Below are 16727 nucleotides of genomic sequence, written 5' to 3'. Positions count from 1 at the left end.
ACCTGAAAGCCCGAGTCGAACTCAGGCCTTGAAAGCAACAGAGATCGGCCCCCTTTCCCCCTCTCCCCTTTGGGGAGAGGGCTGGAGTGAGGGGTGGTTTTCAACTCCACCTCCAAGGGATGAGGGGACTGACCGAGTTGCATGTTCGAGCTACATCGACCTGAAAGCCCGAGTCGAACTCAGGCCTTGAAAGCAACGGAGATCGGCCCCCTTTCGCCCTCTCCCCTTTGGGGAGAGGGCTGGGGTGAGGGGTGGTTTTCAACTCCACCTCCAAAGGGATGAGGGGACTGCCCGAGTTGCATGTTCGAGCGACATCGACCTGAAAGCCCGAGTCGAACTCAGGCCTTGAAAGCAACAGAGGTCGACCCCCTTTCCCCTCTCCCCTTTGGGGAGAGGGCTGGGGTGAGGGGTGGTTTTCAACTACACCTCAAATCTCAAGATTTCACCCCAGCGCTCCACCAAGGCATACTTGCCACCCTCCGCACTCCAGAATCAAAAACCGCCCCATGCGTATCCACGTCAGCTTCATCGACCGCGTCGGCATTACCCAGGAAGTCCTGGCCCTGCTCGGTGGGCGCAATCTCAATCTGGATGCGGTGGAAATGGTCCCGCCCAACGTCTACATCGACGCCCCGACCCTGAGCCCCGAAGTGCTCGAAGAGCTGCGCGATGCGTTGCTCAGCGTGCACGGCGTGCAGGCCATGACGGTGGTCGACATCCTTCCCGGCCAGCGCCGGCACTTGCAACTCGACGCGTTGCTCGCGGCCATGACCGACCCGGTGCTGGCTCTGGACAGCGCCGGCAAAGTGCTGCTGGCCAACCCGGCGCTGATCGCGTTGTACGGTCGCGAACCGGCCGGCGAAAGCATCGCCGAGCTGTTTGCCGACCCGGCATTGCTTGATGCCTTGCTGGAAAACGGCTTCCGCCTGCCGCTGCGCGAAATCACCGTCAACGGCCAGACTCTGCTGCTGGACGCCACGCCAATCACCGACGCCGGGGCGCTGCTGACGCTGTATCAACCGAATCGCATCGGCGAACGTCTGTCGGCGCTGCACCACGATCACGCGGAAGGTTTCGACGCATTGCTCGGCGAGTCCCCGGCCATTCGCACCTTGAAGGCCCGCGCGCAACGCGTCGCCGCGCTTGATGCGCCGCTGTTGATCCAGGGTGAAACCGGCACCGGCAAAGAACTGGTGGCGCGCGCCTGTCACGCCATCAGTGCGCGGCACAGTGCGCCGTTCCTCGCGCTGAACTGCGCGGCGTTGCCGGAGAACCTCGCCGAAAGCGAGCTGTTCGGCTATGCGCCCGGTGCTTTTACTGGCGCGCAACGCGGTGGCAAACCGGGGCTGATGGAACTGGCGAACCAAGGCACGGTGTTTCTCGATGAAATCGGCGAAATGTCGCCGTACCTGCAAGCGAAGTTGCTGCGCTTTTTGAACGACGGCAGTTTCCGCCGGGTCGGCGGTGATCGTGAGGTCAAGGTCAACGTGCGGATCCTCAGCGCGACCCACCGCGACCTGGAAAAAATGGTCAGCGAAGGCACCTTCCGCGAAGACTTGTTCTATCGCCTCAACGTGCTCAACGTCGAAGTCCCACCGCTGCGCGAACGTGGCCAGGACATTCTGCTGTTGGCGCGCTATTTCATGCAGCAGGCCTGCGCGCAAATCCAGCGCCCGGTGTGTCGTCTGGCGCCGGGGACATATCCGGCGCTGCTCGGCAATCGCTGGCCGGGCAATGTCCGGCAATTGCAGAACGTGATTTTCCGCGCGGCGGCGATTTGCGAAAGCAGCCTGGTGGATATCGGTGATCTGGACATCGCCGGCACCTCGGTTGCGCGCCAGAGTGACAGCGAAGTCGACAGCCTGGAGCAGGCGATGGAAGAGTTCGAGAAAACCCTGCTGGAAAAACTCTACGTCAGCTACCCCTCGACCCGCCAACTGGCCAGCCGCCTGCAAACCTCCCACACCGCGATTGCCCATCGGCTGCGCAAGTACGGGATTCCCAATAAGCCGTAAGGCCGCCATCGCGAGCAAGCTCGGCTCCCACATTGAGCGGAGTTGGCCACAAATCTGCTGAACACCGAAGATCCCTGTGGGAGCGAGCTTGCTCGCGATAGCGGTCTGTCCTTCAAAATCAATGTTGACTGACCTGGCCTCATCGCGAGCAAGCTTGAACTGGCCTAATGATTTTGGACACTTCAATCGGGCGCTATGATGGCGCCCAAATCTGAGGTGTTTTTGGATATGCGTAATTCTTATTCAACTGAGTTCAAACTCAAGGCTGCTGGCATGGTGCTGGATGAGGGGATATCGGTTCCCGAGGTTTGCGCCAGTTTAGATATTGGCCCTACCGCCTTGCGTCGCTGGGTCGATCAGGTGCGTAAAGAACGCCAGGGTTCGACCCCGGTGGGAGCCAAAGCGATCACGGCTGACCAGCGAGAAATTCAGGAACTCAAAGCCTTGCTCAGGCAAAAAGACCGGGATATCGAAATCCTAAAAAAGGCCAGTGCTCTCCTGCTGTTGGACGCCAAAGATCATTCTCACTGATCAATGAGCTGGGCGAGCGATATGGCGTTAACGACTGCTGCCGGGTGTTTGAAGTCAGCCGCAGCAGTTTTTATGCTTGGCGTCAGCGCCAAGGCAAGGTGAACCCTGAGCGGGAGAAACTCAAAGCCATGCTGGTAGAGCATCACAAGGAATCCAGAGCTTCCGCGGGGGCGCGCACCCTTTCTAGGGAGCTGCAAGCCAAGGGGCATCGCGTCGGGCGGCACATGGCTCGCAGCTTGATGCGAGAAGCCGGCGTGGTCAGTCGTCAGCGCCGACGTCACAAATACAAGTCATCTGGCGTTGAAGCCTTGGTGGCGCCGCACGTGCTCAAGCGCGAGTTTGATGTCACGGCGATCAACCAAGTGTGGTGCGCGGACGTGACGTACATCAAGGTCGGCACGCGGTGGATGTATTTTGCAGCGGTTCTGGACCTGTTCGCCCGCCGGCTCGTGGGCTGGGCGTTTTCGATGATCTCGGATGCGGAGCTGACCTGCGAGGCCCTACGGATGGCGGTTGAGCTGCGAGGCAAACCCAAAGACGTGCTGTTTCACTCCGATCAAGGCTGCCAGTACACCAGCCATAAGTTCAGGAATGAGTTGCTGGCGAATGGACTGCGGCAAAGCATGAGTCGTAAAGGCGAATGCTGGGATAACGCCCCGATGGAGCGTTTCTTTGGAAGTCTGAAATCAGAGTGGGTGCCTGAAGCCGGTTACCGCTCGGAGTATGAAGCCCGGGCTGATTTGCAGCGCTACGTGGTGCGCTACAACAACTTCAGGCTCCATAGCTACAACGATTACCGGTCACCGGTCGCCATGGAGAAAATGGCGGCGTGAAAAAACCGTAATTGGTGTCCAGGATTACTTGACCAGATCAGATTACTTGACCAGATCAGCTCGGCTCCTACATGGGTTGTTGTCAGCCCAAAAGCTGTTCAAAAGCGACTTCCACCTGTACTGAAAGCGCTACAGCGGAACGATATCGCTACACCCTCCCCTGATCACTGCTGTGCAAGGCTTTGATCCGCATAAGCTTTTTTCCCTCTCTTGTTCTGTAGCGATATCGCTACACGCCTGCCGTTCCAGCAATGCCCACAATCCTCCAAGCCATTGATTCCTATGTAGAAAACAACATTGGCCGCGATTTTGCTTAGTTACCACTCATAAATAAGGGCTTTCCCCGCCCAAGCATTCAATCGCGTCCACCAGACGAGTCTGGCCCCTTTAGGAGTTTCCATGAGCGAGTTGCGTTTTACTGAAGATCACGAATGGCTGCGCACCGAAGCTGACGGCAGCGTTACTGTCGGCATCACCGCTTTCGCGCAGAACGCCTTGGGCGACGTGGTTTTCGTACAACTGCCGGAGCTGCAGTCCTACGAGCAAGGCGCCGAAGCCGCCACCGTGGAATCGGTCAAAGCCGCCAGCGGCGTATACATGCCGCTTGATGGCGAGGTGCTCGAAGTCAACCCGGCGCTCGACAGCAGCCCGGAACTGGTCAACGAAGATCCGCTGGGCGAAGGCTGGTTCTTCCGCTTCCAGCCAAAAGACCCTGCGGCAGTCGCCAGACTGCTGGATCAGGACGCCTACGACCGTCTGATCAAAGCCAACGCCGAAGCCTGAGGAGCCGCCATGACTATTAATCTGAGCACCGCCAACGAATTCATCGCGCGCCACATCGGCCCGCGTTCCGGCGATGAGCAAGCCATGCTCAACAGCCTCGGTTTCGACTCGCTGGAAGCCCTGAGCGCCAGCGTCATCCCGGAAAGCATCAAGGGCACCAGCGTCCTCGGCCTCGAAGATGGCCTGAGCGAAGCCGATGCGCTGGCGCTGATCAAATCCATCGCCGGCAAAAACCAGCTGTTCAAGACCTTCATTGGCCAGGGTTACTACGGCACGCACACGCCGTCGCCGATCCTGCGCAACCTGCTGGAAAACCCGGCCTGGTACACCGCGTACACGCCGTACCAACCGGAGATTTCCCAAGGCCGTCTCGAAGCGTTGCTGAACTTCCAGACGCTGATCAGCGACCTCACCGGTCTGCCGATCGCCAACGCCTCTTTGCTTGACGAAGCCACCGCGGCTGCCGAAGCCATGACCTTCTGCAAACGCCTGAGCAAGAACAAGGGCAGCCACGCCTTCTTCGCTTCCGCGCATTGCCACCCGCAAACCCTCGACGTATTGCGCACCCGTGCCGAGCCATTGGGCATCGACGTGGTGGTCGGCGACGAACGCGAACTGACCGACGTGACGCCGTTCTTCGGCGCGCTGCTGCAATACCCGGCGAGCAACGGTGACGTGTTCGATTACCGCGAACTGACCGAACGCTTCCACGCCGCCAACGCGTTGGTCGCGGTCGCCGCCGACCTGCTGGCCCTGACCGTGCTGACCCCGCCGGGCGAATTCGGCGCTGACGTGGCCATCGGCAGCGCGCAACGTTTCGGCGTGCCGCTGGGTTTCGGTGGCCCGCACGCCGCTTACTTCTCCACTAAAGATGCGTTCAAACGCGACATGCCGGGCCGTCTGGTCGGCGTCTCCGTGGACCGTTTCGGCAAACCGGCATTGCGCCTGGCGATGCAGACGCGCGAGCAACATATCCGCCGCGAGAAAGCCACGTCGAACATCTGCACCGCGCAGGTATTGCTGGCCAACATCGCCAGCATGTACGCCGTCTACCACGGCCCGAAAGGCCTGACGCAAATCGCCAACCGCGTGCACCACCTGACGGCGATTCTGGCCAAAGGCCTGGACGCATTGGGCTTGAGCGTCGAGCAAGCCAACTTCTTCGACACGCTGACCCTCAACACTGGCGCCAACACCGCCAAGCTGCACGACAAGGCGCGCGCCCAGCAGATCAACCTGCGCGTGATCGATGCGGATCGTCTGGGCCTGTCCCTCGACGAAACCACCTCGCAAGCTGACGTGGAAACCCTGTGGGCCCTGCTGGCCGACGGCAAGGCGCTGCCGGACTTCGCCGCCCTCGCCGCTTCCGTGCAGAGCACGATTCCGGCCGAGCTGGTGCGTCAATCGCCGATTCTCAGCCACCCGGTGTTCAACCGTTACCACTCGGAAACCGAGCTGATGCGCTACCTGCGCAAGCTCGCCGACAAGGACCTGGCGCTGGATCGCACGATGATTCCGCTGGGTTCCTGCACGATGAAGCTCAACGCCGCCAGCGAAATGATCCCGGTGACCTGGGCCGAGTTCGGCGCCCTGCACCCGTTCGCCCCGGCCGAGCAAAGCGCCGGTTATCAGCAACTGACCGATGAGCTGGAAGCGATGCTTTGCGCCGCGACCGGTTACGACGCGATTTCGCTGCAACCGAACGCCGGTTCGCAAGGTGAATACGCTGGTTTGCTGGCGATTCGCGCTTATCACCAGAGCCGTGGCGATGACCGTCGCGATATCTGCCTGATCCCTTCGTCCGCCCACGGTACCAACCCGGCGACCGCCAACATGGCGGGCATGCGCGTCGTCGTCACCGCGTGCGACGCCCGCGGCAACGTCGACATCGAAGACTTGCGCGCCAAAGCCATCGAGCACCGCGAACACCTCGCGGCGCTGATGATCACTTACCCGTCGACCCACGGCGTATTCGAAGAAGGCATCCGCGAAATCTGCGGCATCATTCATGACCACGGCGGCCAGGTGTACATCGACGGCGCCAACATGAACGCGATGGTCGGCCTCTGCGCACCGGGCAAGTTCGGCGGCGACGTGAGCCACTTGAACCTGCACAAAACCTTCTGCATCCCGCACGGCGGCGGCGGCCCGGGCGTTGGCCCGATTGGCGTGAAATCGCACCTGACGCCATTCCTGCCGGGCCACGGGCAAATGGCTCGCAAGGAAGGCGCGGTGTGCGCGGCACCGTTCGGCAGCGCGAGCATTTTGCCGATCACCTGGATGTACATTCGGATGATGGGCGGCGCCGGTCTGAAGCGCGCTTCGCAATTGGCGATCCTCAATGCCAACTACATTTCCCGTCGCCTCGAAGAGCATTACCCAGTGCTCTACACCGGCAGCAACGGCCTGGTCGCGCACGAATGCATCCTCGATTTGCGCCCATTGAAGGACAGCAGCGGCATCAGCGTCGATGACGTCGCCAAGCGCCTGATCGACTTCGGTTTCCACGCGCCGACCATGTCGTTCCCGGTCGCTGGCACGTTGATGATCGAACCGACCGAAAGCGAATCCAAGGAAGAACTGGACCGCTTCTGCGACGCGATGATCCGCATCCGCGAAGAGATTCGCGCGGTGGAAAACGGCACGCTGGACAAGGAAGACAATCCGCTGAAAAACGCGCCGCACACCGCAGCGGAAATCGTTGGCGAGTGGACCCACCCGTACAGCCGCGAGCAAGCGGTGTACCCAGTGGCTTCGTTGATCGAAGGCAAATACTGGCCACCGGTCGGTCGCGTCGACAACGTGTTTGGCGACCGCAACCTCGTGTGCGCCTGCCCGTCGATCGAAAGCTACGCTTAAACGTGTAAGGGGCGGGTTTACTCGCCCCATTCAAGAACACCGCATAACCCTGTAGGAGCAAAGCTTGCTCGCGATAGCCGCTCCACGGTCTATCTGATGAACCGCGTCATCGTTCATCGCGAGCAAGCTTTGCTCCTACAGGTTCGCGTTGCGCCTATAACAAGAAACCGGAGAACCACTCATGTCGTTAAGCGTGTTCGACCTGTTCAAGATTGGCATCGGCCCTTCCAGCTCGCACACCGTCGGCCCGATGCGGGCGGCTGCGCGTTTTGTCGAAGGTTTACGCCGTGAACAACTGCTGGCAGCAACCGCCTGCGTCAAAGTCGAGCTCTACGGTTCGCTCGGCGCGACCGGCAAGGGCCACGGCAGCGACAAAGCCGTGTTGCTCGGCCTCGAAGGCGAACACCCGGACACCGTGAACACCGAAACCGTCGCTGAGCGCCTGCAAGAGATTCGCAGCAGCGGTCGCTTGAACCTGCTCGGTGAGCATTCCATCGAATTCAATGAAAAACTGCACCTGGCGATGATTCGCAAACCGTTGGCCTATCACCCCAACGGCATGATCTTTCGCGCGTTCGATGCCGCGGGCCTGCAGATTCGCAGCCGCGAGTACTATTCCGTGGGCGGCGGGTTTGTCGTCGATGAAGACGCCGCCGGCGCCGACCGCATCGTCGAGGACGCCACGCCGCTGACTTTTCCATTCAAGAGCGCCAAGGACTTGCTTGGGCATTGCGCCACTTACGGCTTGTCGATCAGCCAAGTGATGATGACCAATGAAAGTGCCTGGCGCCCGGAAGCGGAAACCCGTGCCGGGCTGCTGAACATCTGGCAAGTGATGCAGGATTGCGTCGCCGCCGGTTGTCGCAACGAAGGCATCCTGCCCGGCGGCCTCAAGGTCAAACGGCGCGCCGCAGCGCTGCATCGGCAACTGTGCAAGAACCCGGAATCTGCGCTGCGCGACCCGCTGTCGGTGTTCGACTGGGTCAACCTTTACGCGCTGGCGGTCAACGAAGAAAACGCCAACGGCGGACGCGTGGTCACCGCGCCCACTAACGGTGCGGCGGGCATTGTCCCGGCAGTTTTGCATTACTACATGCGCTTCATCCCCGGCGCCAATGAAGACGGCGTCGTGCGTTTTCTGCTAACGGCGGCGGCAATCGGCATTCTTTATAAAGAGAACGCCTCGATCTCCGGCGCCGAAGTGGGTTGTCAGGGTGAGGTCGGCGTCGCTTGCTCGATGGCCGCCGGGGCCTTGTGCGAAGTCCTCGGCGGCAGCGTCTCGCAGGTGGAAAACGCTGCCGAAATCGGCATGGAACACAACCTCGGTCTGACCTGCGACCCGATTGGCGGACTGGTGCAAGTGCCGTGCATCGAGCGCAATGCGATGGGCTCGGTGAAAGCCATCAACGCGGTGCGCATGGCGTTGCGCGGCGACGGCCAGCATTTTGTCTCGCTGGACAAGGTCATCCGCACCATGCGCCAGACCGGCGCCGACATGAAAAGCAAATACAAGGAAACCGCCCGTGGCGGTTTGGCGGTCAACATTATTGAGTGCTGATGCGCGCGCATTGGCCTTTGCAGACTTTTTCAGGAGCTGAATATGTCCACCGAACAATTGCTGAAAACCCCGTTGCACGCATTGCACCTCGAACTCGGCGCGCGCATGGTGCCGTTCGCCGGCTATGACATGCCGGTGCAATACCCGCTGGGCGTGATGAAAGAACATCAGCACACCCGTGAGCAGGCCGGGTTGTTTGATGTTTCGCACATGGGCCAGATCCGCCTGACCGGCACGAATGCCGCCAAGGCTCTGGAAGCCCTGGTGCCGGTGGACATCATCGACCTGCCGGTGGGCATGCAGCGTTACGCGATGTTCACCAACGAGACGGGCGGCATCCTCGACGACTTGATGGTCGCCAACCTCGGCAACGACGAATTGATTCTGGTGGTGAACGCGGCGTGCAAGGATCAAGACCTCGCGCACTTGCGTCAGCACCTCAGCGATCAGTGCAGCATCGAACCGCTGTTCGAAGAACGCGCGTTGCTCGCGTTGCAAGGTCCGGCCGCTGTGACCGTACTCGCGCGGCTGGCGCCAGACGTGGCGAAGATGACCTTCATGCAGTTCGCCCGCGTCGAGCTGCTGGGCGTTGAGTGCTTTGTCAGTCGTTCGGGCTACACCGGCGAAGACGGTTTCGAAATCTCCGTACCGGCCGCGAATGCCGAAGCCCTCGCCCGCGCCTTGCTGGCCGAGCCGGAAGTGTCGGCGATTGGCCTTGGAGCGCGTGACTCATTGCGTCTGGAAGCCGGCCTGTGCCTGTACGGCCACGACATGAACAGCGAAACAACGCCGATCGAAGCCAGCCTGTTGTGGGCAATCTCCAAACCACGACGTGCCGATGGCGCGCGGGCGGGCGGTTTCCCGGGCGCGGAGAACATCTTCGCGCAGCAACAGGGCGGGGTCAGCCGCAAACGCGTCGGCCTGCTGCCACAAGAACGCACACCGGTGCGCGAAGGCGCAGAAATCGTCAATGAAGCAGGCGAGATCATTGGCAGCGTTTGCAGCGGTGGATTCGGCCCGACACTGGGCGCGCCATTGGCGATGGGTTACGTGGACAGTGCGTACATCGCGTTGGATACGCCGGTCTGGGCGATCGTGCGTGGGAAAAAGGTGCCTTTGCTTGTAAGCAAAATGCCATTTGTTGCACAACGCTACTACCGTGTTTGATTGACTGTTTCTATAAGTAACGCGGTTGCGTTAACAGTGCACTAATGTGTAACGCAACCGCCATAAAACAGTGCAAGTTTTCGATTACGAACTTGGCTTATAACGAACGAAAACAATTGAAACACTCAATCGTCTAAGCCTGCACTAGCGACATCGCTAACAGCCACCAAGCCGAGCAAAACCGGGCCTCTCGCGGGGGCTTGTTTTTTATTGGCTAGTTGGCGTAGAGTCTCTCCACTGTGTTTGCATGGGTCGCTTGGAATCGTGACCTGGGCAGTAGCCTACAAGTTAGCTACATCCCGTTCGACGTCTTCTTACTCTCCTGCAACCAGCCCCAGTACTCTTTCATGAGAAGGAGACTGTCATTAATTATTGCGTCAAAGGAAATAAGAAATGTCCCAACGTCAGAGCGGTACCGTCAAGTGGTTTAACGACGAGAAAGGTTTTGGTTTTATCACTCCTGAAAGCGGTCCGGATCTGTTCGTGCATTTCCGCGCCATTCAGGGCAACGGCTTCAAGAGCCTGAAAGAAGGCCAGAAAGTGACTTTCGTTGCAGTGCAAGGCCAGAAAGGCATGCAGGCTGACGAAGTACAAGCCGAAGCCTAACCTTCTGTTACGAAAAAGCCCCTGATGCTGACATCAGGGGCTTTTTTGTGCGCATAAATCCGTAAAATGGCTTTCTTTTTTCGCCCCGAGGCTGCCATGTCGAAACACCTGCTCAAACCCCAGGGCGACTTCCCCGCCGCCACTTTGGGCCGTCGCCTGGCAGCGATGTTTTACGACTTCCTGTTGTGCACCGCCCTGCTGATCGTCACCAGCGGCGTGTACAAGATGATTCAGATGGCAATCATCGGCGAAGACCGCATGCGCGCGCTGACCGAGGCCGGGGCGCTGGATGGCGATCCGTTGCTGTCGACCGTGCTGTTGTTTGTGCTGTTCGGGTTCTTCGCCAAGTTCTGGACCTGGTCTGGCCAGACCCTGGGCATGCAGGTGTGGTGCATTCGCGTGCAGAACGCGGATGGCTCGTCCATCAGCCTGTGGCAGGCGTTGTTGCGCTTTGTGGTGTCGATTGCGTCGTGGCTGTGCGTGGGGCTGGGGTTTATCTGGCCGCTGTTTGATAAGCAAAAGCGCAGCTGGCACGACATGTATTCGAATACGCAGCTGGTGCGGATTCCGAAGAAGACCAAGTAACTCAGCCTCAGCGAAAACCACTGTGGGAGCGAGCTTGCTCGCGATGGCGGTCTTTCAGTCATCTCAATGTTGACTGATGCGCCGCTATCGCGAGCAAGCTCGCTCCCACAGGTACTGCGATTTACCTGAAAGATATCAGGCGTTTCCGGCCAGCTTCATCCGCGCCGCCTGGGTGAAGTCGAGCATGCGCTTCAACGGTCGGATCGCCTGCGGAATCAGTGCCGGATCGACAAAGATCTCGTTCGTCCCTTCCTTCAAGCTCTTCAGCGTGCGCTCAAGCGTGTTCATCGCCATCCACGGGCAATGCGCGCAACTGCGGCATGCGGCGCCGTTGCCGGCTGTTGGCGCTTCGATGAAGACCTTGTCCGGGCACAGCTGCTGCATCTTGTAGAAAATGCCGCGGTCGGTAGCAACGATCAGCGTCTTGTTCGGCAGGCTTTGCGCGGCGGCAATCAACTGACTGGTAGAGCCGACGGCGTCCGCCAGCTCGATCACCGCGGTCGGTGACTCCGGGTGCACCAGAATCGCGGCGTCCGGGTACAGCGCCTTCATGTCTTCGAGCTGCTTGGACTTGAACTCTTCATGAACGATGCAGGCACCGTCCCATAGGAGCATGTCCGCGCCGGTCTTGCGCTGGATGTACGTGCCCAAGTGCTTGTCCGGGCCCCAGATGATGGTCTCGCCGTTGTCCATCAGGCTTTCGACAATCTCCAGCGCACAGCTCGAAGTCACCACCCAATCCGCCCGAGCCTTGACCGCCGCCGAGGTGTTGGCATAGACCACCACCGTGCGCTCCGGATGTTGGTCGCAGAACGCCGAGAACTCGTCCACCGGGCAACCGAGGTCCAGCGAGCAAGTCGCTTCCAGTGTCGGCATCAGCACGCGTTTTTCAGGGTTGAGGATCTTCGCCGTTTCGCCCATGAATTTCACGCCGGCGACCACTACAGTCTTGGCCGGATGGGCATTGCCGAAGCGCGCCATTTCGAGGGAGTCGGAGACGCAGCCGCCGGTTTCTTCGGCCAGGGCCTGAATCACCGGATCACAATAGAAGTGGGCCACCAGCACCGCGTCCTGAGCCTTGAGCTCGGCAGCGATGGCAGAACGGTAATAGGCCTCTTCCTCGCTCGTCAGCGGCTTGGGCTGCTTGGCGTCGAGGTGAGCTTGAACCAGTAGGCGTTCAGAAATTTGCGTCATGTTCGCAAGACCTGCGGGCGCTTTCGCGCGAAAGTCGAGTATACACCCGGCTCCGGACCACAAATGGGTACCGCCGGGAGAGTGAGTATTCATCAGGCACAGCGTTGGAGCCGGGCAAGGCTACAGAATATCCCGTGGATGCAAAAGATGATTCTGACTTGTGTCGTGCGCCGTTGGGCGGAGGCAAATCGCAGGCAAAAAAAAATCCGGAAATCCTCACTTGCGTGGGCCTTCCAGACTTTTAAAACTGCTACAAAAATGGTGGGTCGTGTGGGATTCGAACCTACGACCAATTGGTTAAAAGCCAACTGCTCTACCAACTGAGCTAACGACCCGCTGTGTGGTGGCGCGTATAATACTGATTTTTAAGGACTATTCAACACCTAATTTGAAATAAATCAAAAATAAGGGGTTGGGTCGCTGATTCCGGCGGCGGCGAAGCCTTCGGAGCGCAGGCGGCAGCTGTCGCATTTACCGCAGGCGTAGCCCTTATCGTCGGCCTGATAGCAGGAAACCGTCAGCCCGTAATCAACGCCGAGCTTCACGCCAGCCTGGACGATTTGTGCCTTGCTCAGGTTCTGCAGCGGCGCCTGGATGCGGAAGCCGTTGCCCTCGACGCCAGCCTTGGTCGCCAGATTGGCCATGCGTTCGAACGATTCGATGAACTCGGGACGGCAATCCGGATAACCGGAATAATCCACGGCGTTGACACCAATGAAGATGTCACGCGCGCCGAGCACTTCGGCCCAGCCCAGCGCCAGAGACAGGAACACCGTGTTGCGCGCTGGCACGTAAGTCACTGGGATGCCTTCACCCGCCTCTTCCGGCACGTCGATGCTAGTGTCGGTCAAAGCAGAACCGCCCATACCGTCGAGGTTCAGGCCAATAACCTTGTGCTCGACCACGCCGAGGTCGCGGGCGACGCGTGCAGCGGCGTGCAATTCGGCGTGGGAGCGTTGGCCGTAATCGAAGCTCATGGTGTAGCAGCTGTAGCCTTCTGCGCGGGCCATGGCGACGACCGTTGCCGAGTCGAGGCCACCGGACAGCAGGATTACTGCGCGTTTTTCAGTCGTGTTCAATTGTTCGGTCATCTCAGCGCCCCGGCTCGTCATTCCAAAGATATTTATGCAGCTGCAATTGCAGACGCACTGGCAGGTTGTCCGCCACCACCCAGTCAGCCAGCTCCCGTGCATTCAAGTCGTGGTGACTTGGGGAAAACAGCACTTCGCCGGCACGTCGCTCCAGACCGTACTGGATCAGCTTGGACACGGACCAGTCGTAGTCCTCCCGCGAGCAGATGACGAATTTCACCTGGTCGTTGGGCGTCAGCAGGTCGATGTTCTCGTAGCGGTTGCGATGCGCTTCTTTCGATCCTGGCGTTTTCAGGTCGACGACGCGACTGACGCGCGAATCTACCGCCGAGATGTCGATAGAGCCACTGGTTTCCAGTGACACTTCGTAACCGGCGTCGCACAACTGCTTGAGTAACGGGATGGCATTGGGTTGCGCCAACGGCTCGCCGCCGGTGACACAGACGTAGCGCGGACGATAACCGGCCACTTGCTCGAGGATGTCATCGAGCGTGCGAATGGTCCCGCCGGTGAACGCATAAGCGCTGTCGCAGTATTGGCAACGCAATGGGCAACCGGTCAGGCGCACAAAAACAGTGGGCAGCCCGGCAGTCCGCGTTTCCCCCTGCAAAGAGTAGAAAACTTCGGTGATTCTCAATGTGTCTTGCATAGTCGCCACGGGCGTAACAGCTAAACAGGCTGTCCGCCTCCGTCAGGCTCTTCAAGGAACCCCGCCAACGCGCGAATCCCAAAAAGCGTGTTTCAGAAAAAGGGCGTGAATTCTAACGAAAAAACCCGCGACAAGCGCGGGTTTCTTCAATTCAGCTCAAGCAGGCTTACATGCGTTGCAGATCGCGTTGCGCCAACTGAGCGGCGGACGTGCCCGGATATTGGGCCACCACCTGTTGCAGAATGCCTTTTACCTTGTCGTTATGACCGAGGCGGCGCTCTACATCAGCGAGCTTGTACAGCGAATCAGGCACTTTGGCGTGCTTTGGGTACAGCTGCGAAACCTTGGCAAACGCCTGACCTGCACCTTGCAGATCACCTTTGGCCAAATTGACTTCGCCCAACCAGTACTGGGCGTTGCCCGCGTATTGGCTGTTCGGGTATTTGCGCAGGAAAGCGGCGAAAGCCTGGCTGGCCTTGTCGAAATCCTTGGCTTTGATCAGGTCGAAGGCTGCATCGTAATACAGTTTTTCCTTCGCCGGATCACCCGGTTCACTGCTGGCGGCCGGTGCCTGAGCGGCACCCGCTCCTGCACTTGCGCCTGCAGCGGCTGCTGCACCAGGGGCATTCAACGTGCCACTGGTGGAAGAATTATCAGGAGTCGCGGCTGGTGCAACGCCGGTTCCTATGCGCCGATCAAGATCCTGGTATCGCTCCAGGTTTTCCTGCTTCATGCGCGATACATCATTTTGCAGAACTTCGATCACACCTTGTTGGCGTGAGATCTGCTCCTGCATTGATTGCAGTTGGTTGAACAGCTCGCCCTGTGCCGAGACAGGGGCCGAAACCCCTCCCCCGGCATAGGCGCCGTTCGTACCGTAACCCGCAGGCGGATAACTACTTCCGCTATTACCGGAGTTGTTGTCATCGACCACAGGAACCGCAGCCCACACCGCAAGCGGTGCGAGACTGAGAGCCAAAACAGTTACAGCACGACGGCACGTTCGCATGACGAATTACTTACGCAGTTCGACGCGACGGTTTTGAGCCCAGGACTGCTCGTCGTTGCCGGTAGCAACTGGACGCTCTTCGCCGTAGGAAACCAGTTCCAGCTGAGCTGGGGAAACACCTTGCAGTACCAGGTAGCGCTGAACGGCTTTCGCACGACGCTCGCCCAGTGCCATGTTGTACTCACGAGTACCACGTTCGTCGGTGTTGCCTTCCAGAACAACGCGAGCGCCGTTTGCTTTCAGGTCTTTGGCGTGAACGTCCAGAGCGCGCATGGCTTCTGGCTTCAGGTCCGAACTGTCGTATTCGAAGTAGAAAGTGGTGATAGCGCGCAGAGCAGCTTCTTCGCTCAGGGAGCCGTCAACTGCACCAGTGTTAGCGCCGTAACCAGCGTTTGGATCAACAGCGCCTTCACCGGCATTGTCGCCGCCTTTGGACGAGCAACCTACAGCTACAGCCATGGCCAGAGCCAGCGCAGCAAATTTACCAAACTTCAGCATTTCCATCGTGAAACTCCTAATGAACCCCAGTGTGTTAAGCAAATCTTTTTGTAGCGCCGCGTCAGTTCAGGTAAGGGGACCAGGATGGTTCTCTGACTTCGCCTTGTGCGGTAGGAAGCGGGAGCCTTACGCGTCCATTAATGGACACGAGCATCAAGACTCCCCGGCCCTGCTGGCGGGTGGCGTAGATTACCATGGTGCCGTTGGGCGCAACAGTAGGCGACTCGTCCAGAGTGCTATCAGTTAGGATTTTTACGCTTCCGCGCTGCAAATCCTGGGCCGCAACCTTGAAATTAGTGAAGCCATCCTGGCGGTGAATCATCACCAGGGTCTTTTCATCGGCCGAAAGTTTCGGGTTTGCGTTGTAGTTACCGATGAAAGTAACGCGTTCTGCACCACCGCCGCCTGCGCTGGTTTTGTAGATTTGCGGTTTGCCGCCACGGTCGGAGGTGAAGTAGATGGTCGAACCATCCTTGCCCCAGAACGGTTCAGTATTGATGCCAGGGCCATTGGTAACACGGGTGATCTGGCGCGAACCGAGGTTCATCACGTAGATATCCGGGTTGCCATCCTTGGACAATACGAATGCCAGGCGATTGCCATCCGGCGACCACGCTGGAGCACCGTTCAGGCCTTCGAAGTTGGTGATCTGCTCACGGCGGCCGGTGTCGATGTTCTGCATGAAGATGCGCGGACGGCGCTGTTCAAACGAAACATAAGCGATGCGCTTGCCATCCGGTGCGAAACGCGGCGACAGGATTGGCTCGCGCGATTGCAGCAGGGTCACGGCGCGGGCACCGTCGTAGTCCGAACGTTGCAGCGTGTAACGCGTGTTCTTCTCGGAGAAACGCTCAGCTGTCACGTACAGCAGACGCGTCGAGAACGCACCTTTGATACCGGTGAGTTTTTCGAACGACTGGTCAGCGATGTAGTGCGCCATGTCGCGCAGTTGATCAACGCTGCCCGACACGCTGCCGGTCATCACTTGCTGTTCGGTAGCGACGTTGAACAGTGCGTATTGCACCTGCAGACGACCGCCCGCCGGAACAATGCTGCCGACCATGATGTACTGGGCGCTGATCGCCTTCCAGTCACGGAAAATGATTTCGCTGGCCTGGCTCGGCTGGCTGATCATCTGCTGCTTGGCGATCGGCGAGTAGTAGCCCGAGTTGCGCAAGTCGTTACCAATGATTTCGGCCATGTCGTCCGGGAGGACGGTGCCGCCCTGGTAACCGAACGGAACTACCGCAATCGGAGTAGCCCGATCACTGCCGCTGGTGACCAGAATGTTTTTTTCGTCTGCCGTCGCTAACCCTGCCATGCAGCAGATAACGACCAGCATTCCTCGA

Annotated in this window: 15 protein-coding genes and 1 tRNA gene; 9 read left to right on the top strand and 7 right to left on the bottom strand. The window is 59.3% G+C overall.

The features are described from left to right. Positions 1-506 precede the first annotated feature (506 nt). The 9 genes from BLU01_RS20235 to BLU01_RS20200 all read left to right on the top strand — a co-directional run bounded on the left by BLU01_RS20235 (position 507) and on the right by BLU01_RS20200 (position 10937). Positions 507-2015 carry a sigma-54-dependent transcriptional regulator gene (locus tag BLU01_RS20235; RefSeq protein WP_092278834.1) on the top strand — a complete coding sequence of 503 codons (1509 nt, stop codon included), beginning with the start codon at positions 507-509 and terminating at the stop codon, positions 2013-2015. A gap of 228 nt (positions 2016-2243) precedes the next feature. After that, positions 2244-2546, top strand: coding sequence for a transposase (locus BLU01_RS28065; RefSeq protein ID WP_231987094.1), 303 nt, complete (start codon positions 2244-2246; stop codon positions 2544-2546). Further along, complete coding sequence (locus BLU01_RS20230; protein ID WP_331716149.1) at positions 2543-3379, top strand: IS3 family transposase; 837 nt, start codon at positions 2543-2545, stop codon at positions 3377-3379. Before BLU01_RS28065 ends, BLU01_RS20230 begins: the two co-directional genes overlap by 4 nt. A gap of 399 nt (positions 3380-3778) precedes the next feature. Then, positions 3779-4162 carry a glycine cleavage system protein GcvH gene (gene gcvH, locus BLU01_RS20225; protein ID WP_092278832.1) on the top strand — a complete coding sequence of 128 codons (384 nt, stop codon included), beginning with the start codon at positions 3779-3781 and terminating at the stop codon, positions 4160-4162. Positions 4163-4171: 9 nt separating this feature from the next. Next, complete coding sequence (gcvP, locus tag BLU01_RS20220) at positions 4172-7021, top strand: aminomethyl-transferring glycine dehydrogenase (protein ID WP_092278830.1); 2850 nt, start codon at positions 4172-4174, stop codon at positions 7019-7021. A 181-nt stretch (positions 7022-7202) separates the two neighbouring features. Next, positions 7203-8579 (top strand): L-serine ammonia-lyase, encoded by a 1377-nt coding sequence (locus BLU01_RS20215; protein ID WP_092278828.1) that lies wholly within the window; start codon positions 7203-7205, stop codon positions 8577-8579. Between the two features lie 42 nt (positions 8580-8621). Continuing rightward, positions 8622-9746 carry a glycine cleavage system aminomethyltransferase GcvT gene (gene gcvT / locus BLU01_RS20210; protein ID WP_092278826.1) on the top strand — a complete coding sequence of 375 codons (1125 nt, stop codon included), beginning with the start codon at positions 8622-8624 and terminating at the stop codon, positions 9744-9746. A gap of 393 nt (positions 9747-10139) precedes the next feature. Next, on the top strand, positions 10140-10352 hold the full coding sequence (locus tag BLU01_RS20205) for a cold-shock protein (RefSeq protein WP_003175786.1): 213 nt from the start codon (positions 10140-10142) through the stop codon (positions 10350-10352). A gap of 96 nt (positions 10353-10448) precedes the next feature. Then, positions 10449-10937, top strand: coding sequence for an RDD family protein (locus tag BLU01_RS20200; RefSeq protein ID WP_092278824.1), 489 nt, complete (start codon positions 10449-10451; stop codon positions 10935-10937). A gap of 135 nt (positions 10938-11072) precedes the next feature. Here the strand turns inward: BLU01_RS20200 and nadA are convergent, their stop codons facing one another. The 7 genes from nadA to tolB form a co-directional block, all read right to left on the bottom strand. Further along, positions 11073-12131: a quinolinate synthase NadA gene (gene nadA / locus BLU01_RS20195; protein ID WP_092278822.1), complete on the bottom strand. Its 1059-nt coding sequence runs from the start codon at positions 12129-12131 to the stop codon at positions 11073-11075. 259 nt (positions 12132-12390) lie between these two features. After that, a tRNA-Lys gene (locus tag BLU01_RS20190) sits at positions 12391-12466 on the bottom strand. A 63-nt stretch (positions 12467-12529) separates the two neighbouring features. Next, on the bottom strand, positions 12530-13222 hold the full coding sequence (gene queC / locus BLU01_RS20185) for a 7-cyano-7-deazaguanine synthase QueC (RefSeq protein ID WP_092278820.1): 693 nt from the start codon (positions 13220-13222) through the stop codon (positions 12530-12532). Position 13223: 1 nt separating this feature from the next. After that, a complete protein-coding gene (gene queE / locus BLU01_RS20180) occupies positions 13224-13871 on the bottom strand; it encodes a 7-carboxy-7-deazaguanine synthase QueE (RefSeq protein WP_092278818.1) in 648 nt (215 codons plus the stop codon). A gap of 166 nt (positions 13872-14037) precedes the next feature. Beyond that, on the bottom strand, positions 14038-14880 hold the full coding sequence (ybgF, locus tag BLU01_RS20175) for a tol-pal system protein YbgF (RefSeq protein ID WP_092278816.1): 843 nt from the start codon (positions 14878-14880) through the stop codon (positions 14038-14040). Positions 14881-14886: 6 nt separating this feature from the next. Then, positions 14887-15384 (bottom strand): peptidoglycan-associated lipoprotein Pal, encoded by a 498-nt coding sequence (gene pal, locus BLU01_RS20170; protein WP_003178634.1) that lies wholly within the window; start codon positions 15382-15384, stop codon positions 14887-14889. A 55-nt stretch (positions 15385-15439) separates the two neighbouring features. After that, positions 15440-16720 (bottom strand): Tol-Pal system beta propeller repeat protein TolB, encoded by a 1281-nt coding sequence (tolB, locus tag BLU01_RS20165; protein ID WP_178076574.1) that lies wholly within the window; start codon positions 16718-16720, stop codon positions 15440-15442. Positions 16721-16727 lie beyond the last annotated feature (7 nt).

This window comes from Pseudomonas prosekii, assembly GCF_900105155.1.
GTDB lineage: Bacteria > Pseudomonadota > Gammaproteobacteria > Pseudomonadales > Pseudomonadaceae > Aquipseudomonas > Aquipseudomonas prosekii.
This window is presented reverse-complemented; position numbering and strand designations above follow the sequence as displayed.

Coding starts and splice junctions, on each gene's coding strand:
- BLU01_RS20235 (WP_092278834.1), top strand. CDS start 507: ATGCGTATCCACGTCAGCTTCATCGACCGCGTCGGCATTACCCAGGAA.
- BLU01_RS28065 (WP_231987094.1), top strand. CDS start 2,244: ATGCGTAATTCTTATTCAACTGAGTTCAAACTCAAGGCTGCTGGCATG.
- gcvH (WP_092278832.1), top strand. CDS start 3,779: ATGAGCGAGTTGCGTTTTACTGAAGATCACGAATGGCTGCGCACCGAA.
- gcvP (WP_092278830.1), top strand. CDS start 4,172: ATGACTATTAATCTGAGCACCGCCAACGAATTCATCGCGCGCCACATC.
- BLU01_RS20215 (WP_092278828.1), top strand. CDS start 7,203: ATGTCGTTAAGCGTGTTCGACCTGTTCAAGATTGGCATCGGCCCTTCC.
- gcvT (WP_092278826.1), top strand. CDS start 8,622: ATGTCCACCGAACAATTGCTGAAAACCCCGTTGCACGCATTGCACCTC.
- BLU01_RS20205 (WP_003175786.1), top strand. CDS start 10,140: ATGTCCCAACGTCAGAGCGGTACCGTCAAGTGGTTTAACGACGAGAAA.
- BLU01_RS20200 (WP_092278824.1), top strand. CDS start 10,449: ATGTCGAAACACCTGCTCAAACCCCAGGGCGACTTCCCCGCCGCCACT.
- nadA (WP_092278822.1), bottom strand. CDS start 12,131: ATGACGCAAATTTCTGAACGCCTACTGGTTCAAGCTCACCTCGACGCC.
- queC (WP_092278820.1), bottom strand. CDS start 13,222: ATGACCGAACAATTGAACACGACTGAAAAACGCGCAGTAATCCTGCTG.
- queE (WP_092278818.1), bottom strand. CDS start 13,871: ATGCAAGACACATTGAGAATCACCGAAGTTTTCTACTCTTTGCAGGGG.
- ybgF (WP_092278816.1), bottom strand. CDS start 14,880: ATGCGAACGTGCCGTCGTGCTGTAACTGTTTTGGCTCTCAGTCTCGCA.
- pal (WP_003178634.1), bottom strand. CDS start 15,384: ATGGAAATGCTGAAGTTTGGTAAATTTGCTGCGCTGGCTCTGGCCATG.
- tolB (WP_178076574.1), bottom strand. CDS start 16,720: ATGCTGGTCGTTATCTGCTGCATGGCAGGGTTAGCGACGGCAGACGAA.